The 21,904-nt window shown below is 70.9% G+C and carries 12 protein-coding genes; 5 read left to right on the top strand and 7 right to left on the bottom strand.

Translation table 11 applies throughout. From position 1 onward, the window contains the following. Nucleotides 1–35: 35 nt before the first annotated feature. The 3 genes from ftsZ (at nucleotide 36) to GT347_RS18285 (ending at nucleotide 3,140) form a co-directional block, all read left to right on the top strand. Nucleotides 36–1,280 (top strand): cell division protein FtsZ, encoded by a 1,245-nt coding sequence (ftsZ, locus tag GT347_RS18275; protein ID WP_160553563.1) that lies wholly within the window; start codon nucleotides 36–38, stop codon nucleotides 1,278–1,280. 169 nt (nucleotides 1,281–1,449) lie between these two features. Beyond that, nucleotides 1,450–2,154 carry a hypothetical protein gene (locus GT347_RS18280; RefSeq protein ID WP_160553564.1) on the top strand — a complete coding sequence of 235 codons (705 nt, stop codon included), beginning with the start codon at nucleotides 1,450–1,452 and terminating at the stop codon, nucleotides 2,152–2,154. Between the two features lie 149 nt (nucleotides 2,155–2,303). Continuing rightward, a complete protein-coding gene (locus tag GT347_RS18285) occupies nucleotides 2,304–3,140 on the top strand; it encodes a hypothetical protein (protein WP_160553565.1) in 837 nt (278 codons plus the stop codon). A 28-nt stretch (nucleotides 3,141–3,168) separates the two neighbouring features. On the opposite strand, the gene GT347_RS18290 is transcribed toward GT347_RS18285, so the two are convergent. Next, nucleotides 3,169–4,251 (bottom strand): Fic family protein, encoded by a 1,083-nt coding sequence (locus GT347_RS18290; RefSeq protein WP_160553566.1) that lies wholly within the window; start codon nucleotides 4,249–4,251, stop codon nucleotides 3,169–3,171. A 295-nt stretch (nucleotides 4,252–4,546) separates the two neighbouring features. On the opposite strand from GT347_RS18290, the gene GT347_RS18295 reads away from it, so the two are divergent. Further along, nucleotides 4,547–5,440 (top strand): hypothetical protein, encoded by an 894-nt coding sequence (locus GT347_RS18295; protein ID WP_160553567.1) that lies wholly within the window; start codon nucleotides 4,547–4,549, stop codon nucleotides 5,438–5,440. Nucleotides 5,441–5,474: 34 nt separating this feature from the next. Here GT347_RS18295 and GT347_RS18300 read toward each other — a convergent pair whose 3' ends face one another. Together GT347_RS18300 and GT347_RS18305 are read right to left on the bottom strand one after the other, a co-directional pair. Then, nucleotides 5,475–7,559, bottom strand: coding sequence for a hypothetical protein (locus GT347_RS18300; protein WP_160553568.1), 2,085 nt, complete (start codon nucleotides 7,557–7,559; stop codon nucleotides 5,475–5,477). Nucleotides 7,560–7,870: 311 nt separating this feature from the next. Continuing rightward, a complete protein-coding gene (locus GT347_RS18305) occupies nucleotides 7,871–10,000 on the bottom strand; it encodes a hypothetical protein (RefSeq protein WP_160553569.1) in 2,130 nt (709 codons plus the stop codon). 262 nt (nucleotides 10,001–10,262) lie between these two features. Here GT347_RS18305 and lpxC point away from each other — a divergent pair, with 262 nt between their 5' ends. Then, nucleotides 10,263–11,186 (top strand): UDP-3-O-acyl-N-acetylglucosamine deacetylase, encoded by a 924-nt coding sequence (gene lpxC, locus GT347_RS18310; protein WP_160553570.1) that lies wholly within the window; start codon nucleotides 10,263–10,265, stop codon nucleotides 11,184–11,186. A 4-nt stretch (nucleotides 11,187–11,190) separates the two neighbouring features. Here lpxC and GT347_RS18315 read toward each other — a convergent pair whose 3' ends face one another. From GT347_RS18315 to GT347_RS18330, 4 genes are all read right to left on the bottom strand, one after another. Beyond that, a complete protein-coding gene (locus GT347_RS18315; protein ID WP_160553571.1) occupies nucleotides 11,191–13,911 on the bottom strand; it encodes a hypothetical protein in 2,721 nt (906 codons plus the stop codon). Nucleotides 13,912–13,913: 2 nt separating this feature from the next. After that, on the bottom strand, nucleotides 13,914–17,099 hold the full coding sequence (locus tag GT347_RS18320) for a hypothetical protein (RefSeq protein ID WP_160553572.1): 3,186 nt from the start codon (nucleotides 17,097–17,099) through the stop codon (nucleotides 13,914–13,916). Nucleotides 17,100–17,284: 185 nt separating this feature from the next. Next, nucleotides 17,285–18,466, bottom strand: coding sequence for a hypothetical protein (locus GT347_RS18325; RefSeq protein ID WP_160553573.1), 1,182 nt, complete (start codon nucleotides 18,464–18,466; stop codon nucleotides 17,285–17,287). A gap of 127 nt (nucleotides 18,467–18,593) precedes the next feature. Then, nucleotides 18,594–21,848 (bottom strand): hypothetical protein, encoded by a 3,255-nt coding sequence (locus GT347_RS18330; RefSeq protein WP_160553574.1) that lies wholly within the window; start codon nucleotides 21,846–21,848, stop codon nucleotides 18,594–18,596. Nucleotides 21,849–21,904 lie beyond the last annotated feature (56 nt).

Genomic DNA, 21,904 nt, shown 5'->3' on the forward strand with positions numbered 1-21,904 from the left:
TCAGTCTTACAGAACCCTATTTCAGGAGATCCATCATGACCATCGAAATGATCGAAGTCGAAGAATTCCACCAAGGCACCCAGATCAAGGTGATCGGCGTCGGCGGTGGCGGCGGCAATGCGGTGGATCACATGATCGACCGCGCGGTGCAGGGCGTGGAATTCATCTGCGCCAACACCGATGCCCAGGCCCTCGGCCGCAGCCACGCGCACCGCTCCATCCAGCTCGGCCAGATCGGCCTGGGCGCCGGCGGCAAGCCCGACAAGGGCCGTGAAGCGGCCGAAGCCGCGGTGGACGACATCCGCGCCGCCATCGACGGCGCGCACATGCTCTTCATCACCGCCGGCATGGGCGGCGGCACCGGCACCGGCGCCGCGCCGGTGATCGCCCGCGTGGCCAAGGAAATGGGCATCCTCACCGTGGGTGTGGTGACCAAGCCCTTCGAATTCGAAGGCGGCCGCCGCATGTCCAACGCCGACTCGGGCCTGACCGAGCTGGAAGCCAATGTCGACTCGCTGATCGTGGTGCTCAACGAGAAGCTGCTGGAAGTGCTGGGCGACGACGTCACCCAGGACGAGGCCTTCGCCCACGCCAACGACGTGCTGAAGAACGCCGTCGGCGGCATCGCCGAAATCATCAATGTGCCCGGCCATGTGAACGTCGACTTCGAAGACGTGCGCACCGTGATGGGCGAGCCCGGCAAGGCCATGATGGGCACGGCCCTGTCGGACGGTCCGGACCGCGCCCGCATCGCCGCCGAGCAGGCCGTGGCCTGCCCGCTGCTGGAGGGCATCGACCTGTCGGGCGCCAAGGGCGTGCTGGTGCTGATCTCGGCCGCCAAGGGCAGCCTGAAGCTGACCGAGTCGAAGCTGGCGATGAACACCATCCGCGCCTACGCCTCGCCGGACGCCAACATCATCTTCGGCACCGCCTACGACGACAACCTGGGCGACAGCCTGCGGGTGACCGTGGTCGCCACCGGCCTGTCGCGCCAGGGCCAGCAGCGCCGCACCGCGCCTCCGCTGCAGGTGCTGCGCACGGGCACCCACGACGTGGCTTTCGGCCTGCCCACCGGCGCCGGCGCCGCCATGGCCGGCCACGGCCAGCAGGGCGGCCTGGGCTCGCTCGGCAACGCTTCGGCCACCGACTACGGCAACATGGCCGTGCCCAGCGTCTGGCGCACCAACCGCACCCAGGCCGCGGCCCGTGTGGACGCGCTGGCCTCCGGCGGCATGGACGACCTGGAGATCCCGGCCTTCCTGCGCAAGCAGGCGGACTGAGCCGCGCGCGGCCCGCGGGCCGCTGCCGCTGCCGATGACGGCTCCCGCGAGGGAGCCGTTTTCTTTTGGGGCGGCCGCTTCGTGGCACGGGCCAGGGTTTCGCGCCCGGGCGCCGTGCGGGTGATGGGGCGATGAACGATCGCGCTCCTTTCACCCCTGGAGCGACTTCATGTTCGGCGAGATCTCACCGAATTCCGCTGGCGCCAGTGCGTCGGCATCCCCTCACGATCCCGATGGCAAACAAGCCTTCGAAGCCGCGGAGCAGGAACTGGCCGCACGCCGCAGCCTGCGCGAACACAGCGGCCAGGCGCTGCTGAAGAACCTGCCCGCCGCCCAGGCCCCGAGCGGGCCGCTGGCCCTGGCCGAGGTCTTCCGTCCGCCGCACGATCTGCCCACCGAGGCGCAGGTCGAAGCCTTCCTGGCCGAGACCCTGCAGCAAGGCGCGATCAGCCAGGACATGGCCGACGAGATCCGTTTCTACGAAGCGCTGGAGCGCTCGCGCACCGTGCCGGCGATGCTGCCGCAGGATCTGCTCAAGCATCTGCGCGGCGCGCCCCTCAGCAGCCCGCAGGCGATCGCCCATCTCTACGGCCGGATGAGCGCCCCGGCCGCCAGCGCCTGCATGTCCACACGCCAGTACCTGCTGCATGCGGGCATCATCGGCCAGCGGGAAAAGGACGGGATCCTCAAGAACATGGTGCTGCGCATCCTCGATGGCCAGGATGCGGCCTGCACCGCGCCCGCCGCCCGCCACACCCTGGCCCATGTCCTGACCGAGCGCATGGCGCAGATCCATGCGATGCCCGGAGGCGACCGGCTGTCGATGAACGAGCTGGCCGAACGGGTGGTCTTCGGCGTGCGCGGGCAGCGCTGAGTTCAGCCCGGCCGCTTCGTGCCGGCGGCAGGCCGTTCGCGCGGCTGTTTCGGGGCGATCCTGCGGCGATGAACGATGGCGGCTTTCCCAAAACCGGAGCCACTCTCATGTACACCCACATTCTTTCCGAGGTCCCGGGCGGAACCGCCATGCTCCGATATCCGGTCGTCACCGAAAGCCAGAAGGTGGTCGTGGCCCTGCGCAGGGCGGCCGCCCGGCCGGGCCAGTACCCCGCCTTGACGGACTACACGCTGGACCGGCTGGAGAACGCCAGGTCCGTCATCGCCGAACAGCCGGACAGCGAGCAGCTGCTGAAGGCCCTGGAGCATGAGCTGGAGGCACGCCGTTCGCTGCACGAGCGCAGCGCCGGCGCGCTGCTGAAGAACATCCCCGCCGGCGCGCACGCACCCATCGAGCAGCCGGCCCTGGCCGAGGTGTTCCGCTCGCCGCAGGATCCGGCCGATCATGGGCAGGTCGCGGCCTTCATCGAACATGCGCTGGAGCAGGGCACGATCACGGCCGAGATGGTCGAGGCGATCCGTTTCTTCGAGACGCTGGCCTTTTCCCAGTCCACGGCGCCCATGCTTGCCGAGGAGCTGGAGCGGTACCTGGCCCAGGCCCCGACGATCGATCTGCCGGTGATCGCCAGGCTCTACCAGGTCATGAGCCCTCAGGCCGCCGGGCGTTTGATCGGCATGCGCATGAAGGAGCAGCAGGCCGGCTGCGTCGGCCAAACCGACCTGGACAAGGTCTACAAGATGCTGGCCCTGCGCCTGCTCGAAGGCAAGGACGCACTGTGTTCGGACCCGTTGGCCAGCCACACCCTGGCCTATGCCCTGACCCAGCGCATCGGCCAGATCTTCTCCCTGCCCGGCGGCGACCGGCTGTCGATGGATGAGCTGGCCCAGCGGGCGGCTTATGGCCTGCGTTCGCAGGCTTTCCTGCTCGACGCCGGCATCGCGCTCTACAAGGCGAACGGCGATTGAGCGCGCCGCGTGCCGGGGCCGGCATTCGCTATCGGGCTTTCGGGCCCGATGCGCGCCCCGGCTGCCATTGCGCCATCTCCTGCGCGATGAATGTCGCCAGGGGCGTGATCCGGCCCTCGACGCTGGCGGCTTCCAGGGCAGCCATGTAGTCGTCGCGCCGGCTCACCCGGATGACCGTCCAGGGATAACCGCCGGAGGCCAGCAGCGCGTTCATCAGAAACCTTCCGATCCGGCCGTTGCCATCGAAATAGGGGTGGATGAAAACGAAGAGGTGGTGTCCCAGCACTGCGCGCACGCAGGCCTCGGGCTCGGTCTTCAGCAGGTCCCAGAGTGCTTCGAGCGAGTCCAGGATGGCTTCGCGCGGCAGCGGCGTGTGCATCGAGTTGCGGATGAAGATGGGACCGCTGCGATAACCGGCCAGCTGGCTGCGTGCCACCATGCCGGCGCTCACCGCGGAACCGAACAGTGCCGCATACCAGTCATGGTGGTCACGCCCGACCACGGTTCCGGCATCTTCGCCCGCCAGCACCCTGGCGATGCTGTCCTTGACCGCATGGAAAGCCTGGAAATATCCCCGCGCTGCCAGGGCATCCCTGGTTTGGTTGTGTTCCGGATCCCCGTCGGGATCCCCGTCACCCATCGCTACTCGCTCGATGAGTTCGTCGGTGACGCGGTAACCCTCGATCGACAAGGAGTTGTAGGCGTCCGCGGCATACCGCTCCTCGACCTGTGCGAGGTACGCCTCTGCATCGGCCTGCAGTCCGGGCGCTGGCGGGAAGGCCGCGATGACGTCCTGGCGCCAGCCCATCCACATCGAGCGCAGGCGCAGCACGTATGGCGAACGATCCCGGCTCGGCTCCAGCGTGGGCTCTGGAAGGCGGAAAGGGTTGACCGGCTTGAGCTTGATCTTCATCTGGGCGAAGGCTTTCACGATGCGGTCGGCCTCGTCGGCACGGCCGATGAACTCGAAAGCGCCGGCCAGGCGGGCAGCCGCCGTCATCATCGTGGCGCCTGCCAGCAGCGTGGTCAGCAGTTCGGACGCATGGCGCACCATGGCCAGTGCGATTTCCGCCTCACGGGGGTTGTTCACAAAGAACTGGGGGCCCGTCATGCACAGGGCTTCTGCCAGCGGCCAGACCTGCTGCCCTCGCACCTCCACACGCGAGCGTGGAAGAGTTCATCAATTCACTATGGTATGGGTGTTTTTTCTACTATGGTATCTCTTGGGAATTCACTCTGTTATCGATGCGAAAGCAAGCGAGTCCTGGCTGGCTGCAGTGAATGTCGATGGCTGGTCCCGGCGGACTTGCGCCGCTTCGCGCTTCTGGCCGTGGCTGCGTGAGCCTGTCTGGCGCCGGCCCGCGGCCCGGCAACCATGGCAGGCTTTCCATCACTGTCAGGCTGTCATGCTCCCGACCCTGGGCACATCCGGCCCGCCCGCCGCGCAGGCGTCGCGGCCGCTGTCCTGCGACGAGGAGAGGCTGTTGTGCGTGCTGCGCGAAAGCCGGCACCACCCGCAGCATCCGGCGCTGCGTGCCTTGACCGATGACGAACTGCGGGATGCCCGCCAATGGCTGCCCGGCCTGCCCGGCCTGCCCGACGAGGACGAGCTGCTGGCGGTGGTGGCGCGCGAACTCAACGCCCGGCGCGAGCCGTGGGAATGCCGCGGCAACGCGGTGCTGCGTTCCCTGCCCGCACGGCCGCCGCGGCCGGCGCGGCGGGTCGAATTGCCGGCCGGCATGGTCGATCCGCATGCGCTGCCCGAGGTGCAGCAGGTCAACGCCTTCATCGTCGCCGCGCTGCACCGGGAGCGCGACCGGATCACGGTGGAGATCGCCGACGAGATCCGCTTTTTCGAGGACCTGGCCCGCAAGCTGGCCGAGGCTCGCCTGGACCTGCGCGAACTGCCCGCGCTGCTGGCGCAAGCGCCGGCGGCCGACCCGCCCTCGATCGGCATCCTCTACCTCTCGATGAGCTTCAAGGCCGCCTGCGCCTGCCTGTCGCACCGCCTGAGCGCCTGGGTGCGCGGCCATGTGGGCTGGCGCGACTACGAGGATTTCCTGGCCGAGGCGCCGGTGCTGCGCATGATCGAAGGCAGGGAGGCCTTGGGCCACGACCCGGTCGAGCGCCACACCCTGCGTTTTTTGCTCACCGAAAGGCTGGAGCGGATCCGCGCGCTGCCGGGCGCGAGCCGGCTCGCGCCGCAGGAAACCGCGCTGCGGGTGGCCTACAGCCTGAAAACGCCGGCCTTCCTGCTCGATGCCCGCCTGCCCTGGAGCGAGGCGGCCGAAAGCGCCTGAACCGTTCCGGCGCTCATCGCGGCAGAGGTCAAGGTCAGCTTCTGATCCCCGGTCTGCCGCGTCGTTCGGCACCGGCTCGTGGCACCCGGGCGGCCGCGCTGCGCGTGCGTCTGGCCACCGGCTCGTCGGGCATGTCCTGCGCCTCGCCGGCTGTGCGTTTGCGGCGCTGCAGGTCCGCGGCGCCGTCCGGCTGCTGCGGCAGGGGCGCCGGCTCGGGGAGGGGGTCTGCGGTCGGGCGGGGAGACGGCCGCTGTGCCAGTTCCAGTTCGAGGTGGCCGTAGATCTCCATCGCGCAGCTGCCGCTGAAATGTCGTCGCGCGCCGCCCGGCGCGTGCACCTGCAAGACCTGCTCCAGCGCCTCCTCGAAAAGCGGCCAGGACGGCATGGGGCTGCCGGGCTCCAGCTTGCGCAGCGCCATGATTTCGCGCACCCGCGCCTGGCGTCGGGAACTGGTGTCCCAGAGCCGGGCGTCGACGGGATCGCCCTGCGCGGCGGCGATCGCGTCGCGCCGCTCCAGCACCAGTTCCATCAGGCGCTTGCGTGTGATGCTGATGCCCTGCAGCCCCAGCTGGTTGCGCAGGGCGTACAGGTCGAGCAGCCTGCATTCCGGCACCAGGTAGCAGCTCAGCGATGCTCCGCCTATGAGTTCGTCGAGCTTCTTGACGGCGCGCGCTTCGCTGTTCGGCAGTCTCCTGATGTACTGCGAGAGCATCTTGGCCGTGCAATAGTGCTCGGGATCGATCCGGTTGACCCAGGCCGCGAGCACGCTGCGGTCGGTGAAGGCCAGCAGCGGCAGCCTGGCCTGCAGGGTGGCGAGGGATGCCGCGAGTTGCTCCCGGCTGGCCGGTGCTTTGAGCCACTGCCGGGCCGCCAGGGTGCGGTCGATGTGGGCGGGCAGCTCATGCGCTAGGCAGTCGCGTATGGCGGTGTCGCAGAGGCCGGGATGGCTTGCCAGCAGCTGCTGCCGGATCTTTTTGTTGTGGAAGACCTGGCGCCCGCGGCAGTCGGTCTGCAGGTAGCTGTCCAGCGCATGCCTCTGAACGGCCTGCGCCAGCAGCCCGAATACCAGGCGGCTCTCCCGCACGCCGTGGCCGTCGGCCGGCGTCTCGCCGGTCTGCGACGCCGCGTCTGGCATATGGCGGTGCGCCAGCCACGAGCCGGGCTGCGTGCAGTTCGCCAGGATGAACTGGCGCAGGGAGGTGCAGACCAGGTCGGGATCGACGGTGAACCGCGTTTCGCTGATCGGCAGCAGCCACGCGTTGCGGCGGAACGCCGCGGTGTAGTCGCACGCAGCACGCTCGTCCAGGCCGGTGTTCCAGGCGCGCAGCAGCGCCTGGCACTGCTGCAGGCTGCAGCCTTCCGGATGGCTGTGCACCAGGTGCTTCGCGAAGCTGGCCTGCCCGGTCGAATCCAGGCCCATCGGCGCGAAGCCGCGAAAGAGCTGCAGCTCGGGGTCGTCGCATCGGCAACCGAGGAAACGCACCGGCTGTTCGGCCTCGGGAAAGTACCAGCCGCCGGCATAGGCGAGCCCGGGCACGGCCAGCGGCAGATCGCGCATCTGCTCCTTGGTCAGCCGCACTCCGCGGGCCAGCAGCAGCATGCAGATCTCCAGGCCGGCCGTGGGAAAGCCGTGCTCGGCCATGGCGTTCACGCAGGTCACGATGCTGTTGGTGTGGTCGACGATGCGGGCCTGGCCTTGCACCGTGTGCATGCCGCCGCCGCCGCAGGTCTGCATGAGGGTGGCGATGGTGTCGCGGCTGGGCAGGCTGCCCCGCAGCTCCCACACCAGCTGGTGCACCAGGGCGGTTTCGTGGAGTGCCAGGAAATGGGTGAGCGGCAAGCCGTAATGGCGGGCATACCAGGTGATGTGCTGCCGCCATGTACCGCCGGCGTCCAGCAGCCGTGTGCCGGTGCTGCAGGCGTGCCGGAGCTCCTGGTACATCCGGCCCAGCCCGGGCCAGCGGTCCTCGTACAGGTCGGGGCGCGCCAGCGCGAGCCAGCCCGGCAGGTGCCGGCAGTAGACGTTGAGCTGCCGCCTGGCAAACACCTCGCGGACCTTGCGCATGGCGTTGCGGGCGGTGAGTTCGGTGGCCGACAGCTCCGCCAGCGCCCAGGCCACGTCGGCCGGCCCCGGCGTGGTCGGCGAGGCCTGATGCGGCGGCAGGAAAACGGCCGGATCGTCCAGGGCTTCAATGGGTGGCAGGAATGTGGCGATCGCCTGGCCCGGCGATTCGGGCCGCCACTCGGGGATGTGTCGGCTTGCGCAGGCGCGATCGACGAATCGGAACTCCAGGATGGAGTTGCAAGGGACGGGGTGTTGAAGAAGATGTCCATGGCGCGGGCTGAGGCAAGGCGGAAGTCCGCCATGTTGTGTCCTGGGCCGACGGGTCCGCGCAGGGTCCCGAAAACGCACGGCCGCAGGCGAAGCCTTCACCCGAGCCGCGGGCCGGGGTCCGGGGGGCCGGCCGCGGGCGGCCCATCGTGGCGGGCCCGCCTGGCCGAGGGCGGACTTTCGGGGTCCTCGGCCGGGCGCTTGGGTGACTGACCCCGCAGCATCCTCGGCTCGAGTTCGAGCGCCAGCTCGCTGTAGCCCAGCATCGCGCAGATGCCGCTGAAGCGCAGCGGCGGCTGGCCCCGGCGTGCGCAGAAGGTGGCCTGAAACGCCTTCATATAAGTTTTCCAGGACGGCATCCGGCCGCCGCGCTGCAGGCCGAGGGTGCACATCAACTCCTGAACGCGCAGCTGCTGCTGCAGGCGGGTGCGCCAGCCGGCCGGTGGGATGAATTCCTGGCGCACCACGCGGATCTGCTCACGGCGCTCCTTCAGCAGAAGCTTGAGCCTGTTGGCGTCCACGCCGATGCCCATCAGGCCCAGATGGGTGCGCAGGGTGCTGGTATGCACCCCGCTGCAGTCGCGGTTAGCGAAGAGCAGGATGCGCTCGTCGCGGATCATGGCGTCGAGCGTGCGAGCCGCGCGCTGCTCGTCGATGGGCAGGGTGCGGATGTAGTGCTGCAGAAAGCCCGTCGAACACCAGTGCTGTGGGTCGATCAGGTTGATCCAGCGTGCGATCGTGCAGCGTTTGGCGAAAGCCAGCAGCGGCATCCGGCTGCGCAGGGCGGCCAGGTTGATCGCCAGCTGCTCGGAGCTGCTGTTCTCCAGGCGCCATTGCGCGGCGGCCAGGGTGCGGCCGATGCTGCCCGGCGTATGGCCCTGGAGGATGAACACGATGGCGGCGCGGCCGACGGCCGGACGGTGGGATGCCAGCGCCTGGCTGATCTTTCGGAAGTCGAAGATTTCGCGGCCCAGGTAGTCATCGGTCACCAGTGCCGCCAGCCCGGCCGCATCGCAGGACGCCAGCATTTCGAAGACCGCCCGCGTGTGCGCGATGCCGTAGCGGGGGATGGGCACGGTGTCGATGTCCGCCTCGTCGTCGAATGCGTCGGGTTCCCGGTCGGCCGGCGGCGGCGGCGCCGGCGCCACCGCCGGGGGCTGGTGCGGCGGCCAGCCAGCCAGGATGCGCCGGCGCAGCCAGCCGCACACCAGTTCGGGGTTGACCACGAGCCGGTCCGCGCCCCGGTCGAGCAGCCAGCCGCTGCGCAGGAAGCGTTCGATCTGCAGCGCGACGACGGTCCGCTCCAGCAGGGGGGCCCAGGCAGCGAGCAGCGCCTGGCAGCGCGCGGTGCTGCAGCCAGCCGGCTCGGTCGTCACCAGATGGCGCGCGAAGCTGGGCTGCCCGGTGCCTTCGATGCCGATCGGTGCCACGCCGCGGAACAACCACGCGCCCGGGTCGTCCATCCGGAAGACGAAGTATTTGTCCGGCGCGTCCTCGGGCGGATGAAACCAGCGGTCGGAATGGGCGATGCCGGGCACGGCCAGGGGCAGGTCCTTGAGCTGGCGGCTGTTCAGCCGGATCTGCCGGCGCAGCAGCAGCACGGTGATCTCGGCATCGGTCGTGGCGAAGCCTTCCCTGGCCATGGCGGCCACGCATTCGGAAATGGCCTGGGCATGCGGTGTGATGTGCTCGCGGCCCCGGGCCAGGCGCAGGCTGAACTGCGTGCCCATCAGCATGCACATTTCCTTGCGGCTCGGCGCACGTTGCGCCACCTCGAATATCAGCCGGTGTGCCAGCGCCGATTCGTGTGTCGCCAGGAAATGGTTGGGGGCCAGCTCATGGGCCTGGGCGCATTGCGCGATCAGCTGGCGAAAGCCGGCGCTGTCCTCCAGCCGCCAGGGCTCGCGCCGGCAGGTGGCCAACGCCTGGTCGAAAAGCTCGCGCAGGCCCGGCCATTGCTCGGCGAAGAGGTCCGGACGCGCCAGCGCGATCCAGGCGCGCAGATGCCGGCAGGACGTGGCCAGTCCGCGTGCGCTCAGGGCCTGGCCGACGGCGGCGAGCACCGCCGGCACGCTGTTGAGTTCCTCGGGCAGCTTGGCCAGCGCCCAGGCGACGTCCGCCGGCCTGGGCATGAGCCGGTCGGACTTGCGTGGCTTGGGCACCGGCTGGAAGGCGGCGGCAGGGGCGCCGGCAGCGTCGCGGGCGGGCCAGGGCGGCGGGGCGGGCATGGGCTCGGCGCGGGGCGCGGGCCCGGCCGTCCCGGCGGCGGGCGGCAATTGGGCGGGGGGCGAGGCGGAGGAATGTCCCGGTGCCTGCGATAGGAATGCCATGGCGTGAGCTGCGGATGTGAGGGCGTCCGCCATGGTCTGCCGGTGCCGGTGGCCGTCGCGGCGCTTGCCGAAGCCGCACGGCGCCGCGCGAAGCCGGCCTATGCGCGCGATAGAGAGCACAGGGCTGCAAGGGGCCGCCGGGAAACCTAGAATGCCGCCCATGCTCCAGCAACGCACGCTCAAGACCCTCACCCGCGCCGTCGGCGTCGGCCTGCACTCGGGCCAGCGGGTGGAACTGACGCTGCGCCCGGCCCAGCCCGACACCGGCATCGTGTTCCGCAGGGTCGACCTGCCCGAGCCGGTGGACATCCCGGTCACCGCCATGGCGGTCAACGACACCCGGCTGGCCTCCACCATCAACGTGGGCAGCGCCAAGGTCCACACCATCGAGCACCTGATGTCGGCCTGCGCCGGCCTGGGGCTGGACAACCTCTACGTGGACATCACCGCCGAGGAGGTGCCCATCCTCGATGGTTCATCGTCGTCCTTCGTCTTCCTGCTGCAGAGCGCCGGCATCGAGCTGCAGCGCGCGCCGCGCCGCTTCATCCGCATGCTGAAACCCGTCGAAGTGCGCGAGGGCGAGGGCGCCGCGGCCAAGTGGGCGCGGCTCGATCCCTACCACGGCTACAAGCTCAGCTTCGAGATCGATTTCCACCATCCGGCGGTCGACTCCACCGGCCAGCGTTTCGAATTCGACCTGGGCGAGGGCAGCTACAGCCGCGACATCGCCCGGGCCCGCACCTTCGGCTTCACCCGCGATGTCGAGATGATGCGGGCCAACGGCCTGGCGCTGGGCGGCGGGCTGGACAACGCCATCGTCATGGACGACTACAAGGTGCTGAACGTGGGCGGCCTGCGCTACGACGACGAGTTCGTCAAGCACAAGATCCTCGACGCCATCGGCGACCTTTACTGCGTGGGCAAGCCGCTGCTGGCGGCCTACAGCGCCTTCCGTTCCGGCCATGCGATGAACAACAAGCTGCTGCGCGCCCTGCTGGCCGACCCGGCCAGCTACGAGGTCGTCACTTTCGAGGACGAGAAGCAGGCGCCGCACGGCTTCGCCCAGGTGGCCCGGGCCTGGTGAGGCTTCAGCTGCTGCAGGGCAGGTAGAACTCGGCCTGGCGGCGGGGCGGCTCGCGCAGGTCCCAGGCCAGCAGCTCGGCCAGCCGCACCGCTCCCCCGCCGACGCAGGCCGAAGCCATGCCGTCGACACTGCGCACCGCCACGATCTGGCCGGCGCGGGGCAGGCGCAGCAAACCGACGGCGCCCGGGGCGCAGACATGCCCGGCGATCTTGTTCACGAAGGCGCGGCCGCCGTCCCGGGCCTGCGGCTGCCCGAGCTTGTCGACCGGCAGCCAGCGGCGGCCCTGCGTCCGCGCCAGGAAGCGGGCCACCAGGCCCAGGCTGAGGTCGTGCTCCGGCTGCGTGCCCGGTGGCGCTGGCGAGGCGCCTGGCGGCCAGGGCAGCCGCCGTGCCAGCCAGCGGGCGAAGGCATCGTCCGGCGGCACGCCGCCCGTGGCCTCGCCGATCGCCTCGCAGGCATCGCCGAAGCCCGGCATCGCCCGGCAGGCCTGCATCCGGCCGGCCAGTTCGCTTGCGTCGAGTGCATCGGGCAGGCCGCCCGGCCCGCTCGCGCGTTTGGCGGCGGGGAGCGGCTCGGCATCCTCCGCGGGGCGTTTGGAGGCGGCATCGGGCAGCAGCTGCAGCTCCAGTTCGAGCCGCAGGCTGGCATGGATCTGCATCGCGCAGGCGCCGGTGTAGCGCCGTGCGGGCTGGCCGGGGTGGTGCCGGGCCAGGGTCTGTTCCAGGGCCCGGGTGAAGTTGTACCAGGGCGGCATGTTGTCGCCGCGCCGCAGTCCCAGCACCGCCATGAGCTCGCGTGCGCGCTGCTGCAGGCGCCCGGCGCTGTTCCACAGTTCCGGGTCGATGAACGCTTGCGGCTGCAGGTCGATGCGGCCCTGGCGGCAGGCCACCAGCATGGCGAGCCGGTCGGCCCGGATGCTCAGGCCCAGCAAGCCCATGTGGGTGTGCAGCGCGGCCTGGTCGAGTGTCCGCAGATCGGGGCGCATGAAGTAGTGGATGTGGCCGTCGTCGATCAAGGCGTCGAGGGCGGCAGCTGCGCGGGTGTTCCACGTGCGCTGTCTGGCCAGCAGGTCCTGCAGGATGCCCGCCGTGCAGAAATGGTCCGGGTCTTTCAGGTTGATCCAGGCCGCAGTCATGCCGGGCTGCACGAAGGCCAGCAGCGGCAGCTGTTGCCACAGCTGCGTGAGGTCGGCCCGGAGCCGCCGGTGCTGCGCGGGCTCGCGCAGCCATGGCCGCGCCGCCAGGGTGGCGGCTATGCGTGCGGGTGTTTCGCCCTGCAGGCAGATGTCGATCCTGCGGACGTCGATGTCAGGCCGCTGCGGCCGGATCGCCTGGTGGATCTTTTCCAGGTCGAAGTGCTCGCGCCCCAGCGGGTCGCGCCGCACGTAGTCGGCCAGCTGTCCGGGACAGGCGGACTGCAGCAGCTCGAAGACCACGCGGGCTTCCTCGGCGCCGGGCTGCGTGTCGTCCTGCATGCCCTGCTGCGGCGCAGGCTCGGGGCCTCTCGTGGGCGGCGCAAGGTCCGGCGGAGCCATGGCCTGCCGCCGGATCGATGGCCGGGGATCGAGCGCCGGGATGTTGGCCAGAATGCTTTCGCGCATCGTGCCGCACACCCGCTCGGGATTGACGCTCAGCAGGCCGTTCTGCACGCCCGTCAGCCAGCCCTCGTCGCAGAACGTTTCGGTCATCCTGCGGGCGGCGTCGGCATCCAGGCTCCGGTCCCAGCCGAGCAGCAGGTCCCGGCATTGCTCGATGCCGAAGCCGGCCGGATGGGTCTCCAGCAGATGGCGGGCGAAGCTGCCCCGCGCCGGCTCGCCGCCGACCGCCGGGTGTCCGCGGAAAAGCCGCTGCACCGGATCGCCGGCCTGGAAGGCGCGCAGGCGCTGCGGCGACTGTCCCACCGGGTAGAACCAGTTCTGGGTGTAGGCCAGGCCTTCCAGGAGGTTCGGCAGCGCGTCCATCTGCAAGCGGCTGAGCCGCAGGCCGCAGCCCAGCAGCAGCATCTCGATCTCCACCACGGCCGTGGCGAAACCCTCGCGGGCCATGCCGCCCACGCAGTCCTGGATCGCCCGGGCATGCGGCATGAGGCGCTGGCGCAGCGCATCGTCCTTGGCGGCGCCGGCGGTGCCCATGATGCAGCTCAGCTGACGCAGGTTCGGCGCGCCGAGGTTCAGCAGCTGCATCACCGCGTGGATCAGGGCGGCTTCGTGCCGGGCCAGGAAATGGGTCAGCGCCGCGCCGGAATGCGTGGCGCACCAGGCGATCAGGGCGCGAAATCTCTCGCTGTTGCCCAGCAGCCCGCGGTCCTGCCGGCAGGCTTTCAGCACGAAGGCGCTCATGCCGGCCAGGCCGGGCCAGAGCTCGGCAAAGAGTTCCGGGCGCGCCAGGGCGATCCAGGGGCGCAGGTGTTCGCCGACCACACCCAGCCCGCCGGCCGCCAGCCGTTGTTCGACCACCGCCTCCACCTGCAGGATGCCGACCGGGCCGGGCGGCAGATGCTGCAGCGCCAGGGCCACGTCCCGCGCGGAGGCCATGGGCCGCGTGTCCCTGGCGATCCGCTTTTGCGGCGGCGGCGTGCCGCCGTCCAGATGCAGCAGCGCTTCGGTGTTTTCGTCGAGCCGGCCGGGCGGCGGATCGATCGCCTGGGGCGCGGCAACGCTGCAGGGCCACGGGCTGCCGGCAGGCGCGCAGGCGGCGTCGGGCGTGCGGAGCGGGGGCCAGCCCATGGTCACCAGGCGGCGGCCGGGCCGCTCGACAGGTCGGTGTCGCAGGGCCAGTAGCACTCGACCTCCTGCAGGTCCTGCAGGCCCTGGGCGATCCACGCGAGCAGCTCCTGCAGCGGCTGCGGCCCCGCATCGCCCTGGGCCATCGGCATGCCGGCCTGTTGGCGCACCACCAGCACATGAGGCGTGCCGGGCAGGGCCAGCAGCACGGCCTGGGCGGGATCCATGCCGCGGGTGAACAGTTCGAGCAGGGGCATCAGCGATTGCGCGTCGTCCCAGGGCAGCAGGGAGGGCAGCGCTTCGCCCGGCACCCAGGCCTGACCGTGGCGCTCCTGCAGGTACTGCGTCACCTGCTCCAGTCCGATGAAGGGGTGGAGCCGGCGGCGCAGCGCATCCAGCGGCTCGTGCGGCATGCCTTCGGTGGGCTCGAAGGGGTCGTCCAGCCAGCGCGCGAAGTCATCGAGGGGCGGCGCGTCGCCGGTGAGTTCGGCGATGGCGTCGCAGGCCGCGGCGAAGCCGGCGATGGCCTGGTAGGACAGCTGCCGGCCGATGGCGCCGCGGCAGGCCGCCGCCGGCAGGGCGGCGGCGAAGCGGCCGTCGGCCAAGGCGAGCTCGCCCGGCGGCGGGGCCTGTTGCGGCTCTGCCTGCTGCGCATGCAGCAGCCACAGGCTGTCGGCGCCGCGGCGCAGGGCGGCGAATTCTCCGGCCCCGCGCTGCACCACCGCCATGTCGAGGCTGTTCAACAGATCGGCGGCGCCGGCCTGCCACTGGCGGGCGGACAGCTGCAGCAGGGCCCAGCCCTGGCCATCCGGCGTGCTGCGCACGCCCTTCGATTCGCCCGGCGCGTGGGAGAGCCGGTGCAGGGCGAGGTCCAGCGTTGCCTCGCAATCGGCAAGGCCTTCCAGCGATTCGACCGCGTCCGGATCCTGCAGCGCATTGCCGATCGCGCAGACCAGTTCGTACAGGCCGCCCCGGCCGGGGAAAAGCGTCTTCAGCCGCAGCTGCGGCCGCTGCTCGAATGCGTTCCAGGGCGCTGGCGCCGGCGGCGCTGGCGCGGCGGGCGCCGCATCGGGCGTTTCGATGCGGGCGCGTTTGGCGGGGGCAGCGTCCTCGCCGTCCTCGGCGGCCCGCTTGGTGGTGGGGGCCGGCTCGTCGGCCGCGCCGAGTTCCTGTTCGAGTTCGGCGTAGATGCGCATCGCGCCCAGGCCGGTGTAGAGCAGCGGCTGCTCGCCGGGTCCACGCTGGCACAACAGCTGGTGGAAATGCTCCATGTAGCGCTTCCAGTCGGGCAGCGGATCGCCTTGCCGCAGCCCCAGGCTGTGCTTGAGCCGGCGTGCGGTCTCCCGCAGGCCGGCCGAGCCGTTCCACAGGCCGGCGTCGATCAGCCGCGAGCGTCGCAGGATCATGAGGTGCCGGTAGGGGCGCAGCAGCGTCTGCAGGCCGGGGCGGTCCAGGCCTGCATTGCTCAGGATCAGCTGCATGCGCAGGGCGGTGAGATTGGGCCGCCGGCCGTCGGCCGACACGAAGAGGTGGAGCAGCTTGCGGGCCGCCAGGTCTGCGATGGCGCGGGCGGTGGCTTTTCCGTCGTGCTTCTGCCGTTTCACCAGGTCGGTCACCATCGCGCTGGTGCAGAAGTGCGTCGGATCGTGCCGGTTGAGATGGGCGGCGATCTGGCTGTGCCCCGCGAAGGCCAGCAGCGGCAGCTCCCGCGCCAGCGAGACAAGGCGGGCCGGCAGCCGGGCCATGGCGACCCGGGGCCGCTGCCATTGCCGGGCGGCCAGCGTGTCGTCCAGCCGCGCGGGGGTCAGGCCCTTGAGGGCCTCCTTGATCGCCGTCAGGCGCGGATGGGCCCGGGCGGGCCGCAGCGCCTGGCGGATGGCCTCCAGTTGGAAGATCTCGCGGCCGAAAAGGTCGCGGCCGAGGTAGTCGCCCAGCCGGCCCTCGTCGCGCGCCTGCAGCAGGCATTCGAATGTCATCACTGCTTCGGTCAGGCCGTAGGGGGCGGGCTCCGGCGCCGCGCTTTCGGCGGGCTGCTCGTCCGCCGGGCTGGCGGGTTCCGCGGCCGCGGCGCAGCCCTGGCCGGCCGCGGGGCCGAGTCCGGGCGTGCCGCGCAGGATCAGCTCCCGCGTGCGCCGGCACACCAGGTCGGGATTGACGGCCAGCCTTCCGGCCCGCGCCGACACCAGCAAGCCGCGGCTGCGGAAATTGTGCAGATGCGTCAGCCGGGCGCTGGCGTCCAGCGTGGGCGCCCAGACCTCCAGCAGCTCGAGGCACTGGTTGAGGCTGCCGCCGGCCGGATAGGCCTGCTGCAGGCAATGGGCAAAGCCGGCGCGGCCGTCCGGCACGATGCCGGCCGAGGCCTCGCCGCGGAAGATGCGCATGTTCTCGTCGTCCAGGCGGTAGTGCATGAACTTGCGCGGCGACTGGCCCTTGGGAAACAGCCATCCGTGCCGGCATTCCAGTCCGGGCAGCAGCCGGCCCAGCTTGTGCATCTGCCGCAGGTTCAGGCGCAGCTGGCGCAGCATCAGCAGCATGTCGATTTCCACCGAGGAGGTCGCGAAACCCTGGGCGGCCATCGTGTTCACGCAGTCCAGGATGTCCTGCGCATGCGGGGCGATGTAGCTGCGCAGCTTGGCCGCGCTGTCGGCCTGGTCGGTGCCCATCAGGCGGCTGATCCGCTGGCGCTCGGCGGTGGCCTCGCCCTGGTCCTGGATCAGGTAGTGGATGAGCGGCGCTTCGTAGACGGCCAGGAAGCTGCGCAGCAGGCGCGGCACGGTCGCGGCTTGCTCGGCGATCAGGCGGCGGAAGGCGGCGCGGTCGTCGAGCAAGGCGGGGTCGCCGCGGCAGGCGGCGAGCATGTCGTCGCGAAACGCCTGCAGGCCGGGCCATTGCACGGCGAAGAGTTCGGGCCGCAGCAGCGCGGTCCAGCCCTTGAGATGGATATCGCTGGGCGCGAGCCCCTGGCAGTTGAGCTCGCAGCGCACGATACGCAGCAAGGTCTTGCTGTTGTCCGGGCCCGGCGCGAGCCGCTCCACGATCGCCGCGATGTCGCGTGGTGTGGTCAGCATGGGCTGGAACGGCCGGGCCTGGCTGCCGGTGGCGATGGCCGTGTCGATGTTGGGCAGCGGCAGGCCGGCCAGGACCAGGGCGATGGAGCCGTCCAGCGCGCCATCGCCGGCGTGCGCGTCCACGCCGCGGGGCCATGAGGGACGGGGCTGGGACGGGCCGGCGGCAGGGCCCGTCGCAAACGTGGTGAAAGCCATGGCATGCGAATCGGCTGACGAGAAGGCCGCCATGGTCCGCAGCCGTGGCGGGCATCCGGCGCGGCATGCGAAGGCAGACGGCGCCGCGCGAAAAATACCGAAGCCGGCCGCCATCAAGCCTGTGATGCCCTGCCCCGCTGCCGTGGGAGCCGGGAGCAGATGCGCCTGCGCATGTCCTTGCAGACCAGGGCGGGATTGATGGTGAACCACAGGCCGTCGAGCGTCTGCAGCAGCCGGCGCTTGCGCCAGCTTTCGAAGCGGGCGCGCCGCAGCGGGGCGCTCAGCTCCGGTGCGAAATGGGCCAGCGCGGCATCGCATTCGGCGGCGCTGCAACCGGCCGGATGCTGCTGCAGCAGATACAGCGCGAAGCCGCCCCGCAGGGGCGTGGTGCTGCCGGTCGCCGGCTGGCCGCGGAAAAGCGCCAGCACCGCGTCGTTCGCGCGAAAGCGGGTGAAGCGCCAGGGCGCCTGGCCCTTGGGAAAGAGCCAGAAGCCCTTGCGCTCCAGCTCCGGCATCACCCGGGTCAGGTCGCGCAGCTGCGCCGGGTTGAGCCGCAGCTCCCGGCTGCCCAGCAGCGCCCTGATCTCCAGCATCATGGTCGGGAAACCCTGCCCGGCCATGTAGCTCACGCAGGCCATGATGGCCTGGCGGTGCTCGGCGATGAGGTGCGCCAGGGTCCGGGGGGTGCAGGGCTGCCGGGTGCCCATCAGGCTGCTCATCTGCGTGCGCACCAGGGTGCCGCCGTTCAGGTGGTGTTGCAGATGGTGGATCAGGGCGCTTTCGTGGCTGGTGATGAACTGCTGCAGCTCGGCGCCGTGGCTGGCGGCGCATTCGGCCATCATGCGGCGGAACGCCTTGCTGTTGGCCAGCAGCATGGAGTCGCGCCGGCAGGCATCCAGCAGGCCGGCGCGCAGTTGCGCCAGGCCCGGCCAGGTCGCGGCGAACAGCTCCGGGCGTTCCAGGGCGACCCAGGGCTTGAGATGCTGCGCCGACAGCGTGCGCCCGCGCGCCAGCAGCAGCGGCTTCACCTCCCTCAGCACCGCCTCGGCGCTGTCCTGGCGGTCGGGCGTCAGGCTGGCGAGCACATCGATGACATCGGTCGGCGTGAGCGGCAGGCGCCTTGCCGCGGCGAAATCCTGCGCCTGCGCGCCGGAGCTTTCCGGGCTGTCCCCGGTGCCGGACGCGGCGGGCGATGGGGCGGCACCGGTGCCGGTCGAATCGGCGCCCGGCGCGGGGGAGGGGGGAAGATGTCGGGCAGCATCGCTGTTGCCCGCGGCGCGGATGAGGAAGGCCATGGCGTCGGGTGGGACAAGACGAAAGCCGCATGGTCCGCCGCCCCCGCACGCGCGTCCGTGCGGCGGGGCGAAGACGCACGGCGGCAGGCGAACAGGGCGCCATGAAGGCCGCCGCCGGCCAGCGGACTCAGCTCGACTGCAGGTAGAGCGTGCAGGGCGGCCACTGCACCGCCTGCCGGGCCGCCGCCTCCACCAGCGGAGCCAGCGGCCTGGAGACCCTGCCGAACCGGGCGGCCAGCTCGCCGTTGACGATGCCTGCGGCCACCACCGGAAAGGCACCCGGCAGGCTGAGCAGCCCCACCTGCCGGTGCTGCGACAGCTGCGCCCGCAGCGCGCCCAGGAAGGCTTTCTGGTGGGTCAGCGGCGGCATGCCGGGCACGGGCCACCAGCGGCTGCGATGCCGCTCCAGCAGGAAGCCGGCCACCCGCTGGCCGTGCGAAAAACCCATCCAGGCCTCGCGCCGCAGCCGGTGCATCTGCGCGTGCGGCGTGCCGGGCGGCGCATCCAGCCTGTCATCCAGCCAGCGCGCGAAGCTGTCCAGCGGCGGATCGCACCACATGGCCTCGCCGATCGCCTCGCAGGCCTGCACATAGCCGGGGAACGAGGCATAGGACAGCTGCCGGCTCGCCGCGCCACGGCAGGCGGCGCCGGGCACGGCTGCCGCAAAGCCGCCGTCGGGCCGCCTGAACAGGGCCTGGAACTCGGCCGCCGCCAGCGGCCTGGCCTCGGCGCCGGACGATTCCAGCAGCATGAGCGCCCGCCCTTCCCGGCGCAGGGCGGCAAAGCTGCCCGCAGGCGCCTGGTGCTGGACCACCGCGATGTCCAGGTCCGCCAGCAGCAGGGGGCCGACCAAGGCCCAATGGTCGGCGTCCAGCTGCAGCAGCTCCCAGGCGGCGCCGTCCGGTGTCCTGCGGGCCTGCGGCACCGTCCCGGGCGCGTCGGGGCCGAAATCCAGCAAGGCGGTCTGCAGGCTTGCGGGATGGTCGGGCCGGTGGCCCGGCAGGCCGACTTGCGCGAAATCCTGCAGCGCGTTGCCGATGGCGCAGGCCAGTTCGTAAAGGCCGCCGGGCCGGGCATCGGCGCTGCGCGTCAGGATCCGCGGGCTGCGGTCGAAACGCAGCCAGCCGGGCGCCGGAGCTTGCGTCGCCATCTTCTTGGGGGCGGGGTCGTCCTCGCCGAGATCGACCGGGCGGCGGCGCTGCCGTTGGGGTGGGGCGGGTCGGGCGGGCCGGGCGGGCGGGACGGCCGGCGCGCTGGCGGCACCGTCGGACCGCGCTTCGCTCTCCAGTGCGTATTCCAGTTCGAGTGCCAGGTAGAGGTTGATCGGCGCGCCGCCCTGGTAGAGCGGCCTGACGCCCTGTTCGTTGGGCGGGCAGAACTCCTGCTCGAAGGCCTGCATGAAGGTGGACCAGTCCGGCATCGGCCCGCCGGGCGTGTGCTCCAGCCGCTGCATCAGGAGGCGGGCGTTTTGCTGGCGGCCGCGGGGGCTGCCCCAGAGCATCGAATCGATGAAGGGCGTCGGCGGAAAACGCAGGCGATCCCAGCGCTCGGCCAGCAGCAGCCGTACGAGCGCCGGCGTGGTGCAATTGCCCGAGAACGTCAGGTGGCTGCGCAGCGTGTGCGGATTCAGCGCAGTGGCTCTGGCGTTGGCGAAAAGGAAGATGCGTTGGCTGGCGATCAGTTCGTCGATGACCTTGGCGACGCTGGCCTTGGCCGAGCGGGACCGCTGCATCAGGTCGTCCAGCATCTGCGTGGTGCAGAAGAACTGGGGCCAGCGCCGGTTGATGCAGGCGACGATCTGGTTGTGCGGCGCGAAGGCGATGAGCGGCAGTTCCTTCTGCAGCGCCTTCAGGCAGGCGCACAGCTGACGGCTGGTGGGCGGTGGCTTCAGCCATTGCCGCTGCGCCAGGGTGGCGGCGATGCCGCCGGGAGTCAGGCCCTTGAGTACCTCGTACGCCAGCCGGATGCGCAGGCCTGGGTGCTGCTGCTGCAGCATGCGCTGAAGGGCGCTGGGGTCGAGGATGGGGCGGCCGAGTTCGTCCCGCGCCAGGCAGTCGCCCAGCCTCCCGTCGATCGACAGGCTGCGAAGCTGTTCGAAGACCCGTCGGGCGTCGGCCACGCCATGGCCGATGGTCTGGCCGTCGCGCTCCGGGGAGGGCGCGGCGACGCGGCCGGACGGCTCGTCCGGCCCATCGCTTTCCGGCTTCTCGTCCGGTGCCCCGTTGTCGTCCGGCGAGCAGCCGCGCCGGGGGCAGGAAGCCAGGATGGATTCGCGCAGACGGGCGCACACCATGTCGGGATTGACGATGACCAGATGCATGTCGAGCGGCTGCAGCAGGCGGCGCAGCAGCAGGGTGTCGATGTACTCATGCCGGGTGGCGCGGTCGAGCTGGGGATCGAAGCGGGCCAGGGCCTTTTCGCATTCCTGCGAGGGGCAGCCGCCCGGATGCTGCTGGTGCAGGTAGAACGCGAAGCCGGCGCTGGCGGGCCTGTCGCCTATCGCCGGCTGGCCGCGAAACAGCACGAAGGCGGGATTGTCCGGCCGGCAGCCGGGAAAGCTCTTGGGCGCCTGGCCCCGGGGATAGACCCAGCCCCGGCTGCGTTCGAGTTCGGGCAGCAGCTCGGCCAGCTGGGGCAGCTGGCTGTTGGTGAGCCGCCGGCCGCGCGCGCTGAGCAGCGCATCGATTTCCGTCAGCGGGGTGGCGAAGCCCTGCGCCGCCAGATGGCGCACCTGGTCGTACACCGCCTGTTTGTGCGGCTCCAGCGCACGGGCCAGGTTCTGGTTGCCGGGCTGCTGGTCGGTGCCCATCAGGCGGCTCACCTCCTGGCGGGTGGCGGGCCGGCCGCGCAGGTGGTGGAACAGGTAGTGGACGAGGGCGCTCTCGTGGGTGTGCAGGAAGTCCCGGGTCGGGATGTCCGCGCAGGCCGTGCAGCTGGCCAGCAGCGGGCGAAAGCTCGCGTGGTCGCACAAGGCCATGACGTCGTCCCGGCAGGCTTCCATCAGGCTGTCGCGCACGGCCTTGAGCCCGGCGAGCTCCGCGCTGAACAGCCGGGGGCGCGCCAGCGCCACCCAGGGCCTGACCGCCATCCTGGGCAGGCTGAACCCGCGCTCCTGCAGCGCGCGCTTCACGGCGCGTATCACCGATACGCTGCTGTCGCGGGTGCTGCGCGGCAGCCTTTCCAGCAGCGCCATCACATCGCTGACGTTGGTCGCGCGCCTCGGGTCGGTGAAGTCGCCGGGCCGGGCGGTCTGCGTCAGCGCGGCCGGCGGCAGGGGCTCATGGATGAGCCCGGGGCTGGACGAACACTCGTCCGAGGACGATAAGGTCCGGGCGAACGGCGTGCTGTCGGTACTGCTCCTCACGGAGGGGAGAAAGGCCATGGCGTGGAGTCCGTGGAGTCGGACTGGACGAAAACCGCCATGGTCCGCCGCGCGAC

This window comes from Xylophilus rhododendri (genome assembly GCF_009906855.1).
In the GTDB taxonomy this organism is placed as follows: domain Bacteria; phylum Pseudomonadota; class Gammaproteobacteria; order Burkholderiales; family Burkholderiaceae_C; genus Xylophilus; species Xylophilus rhododendri.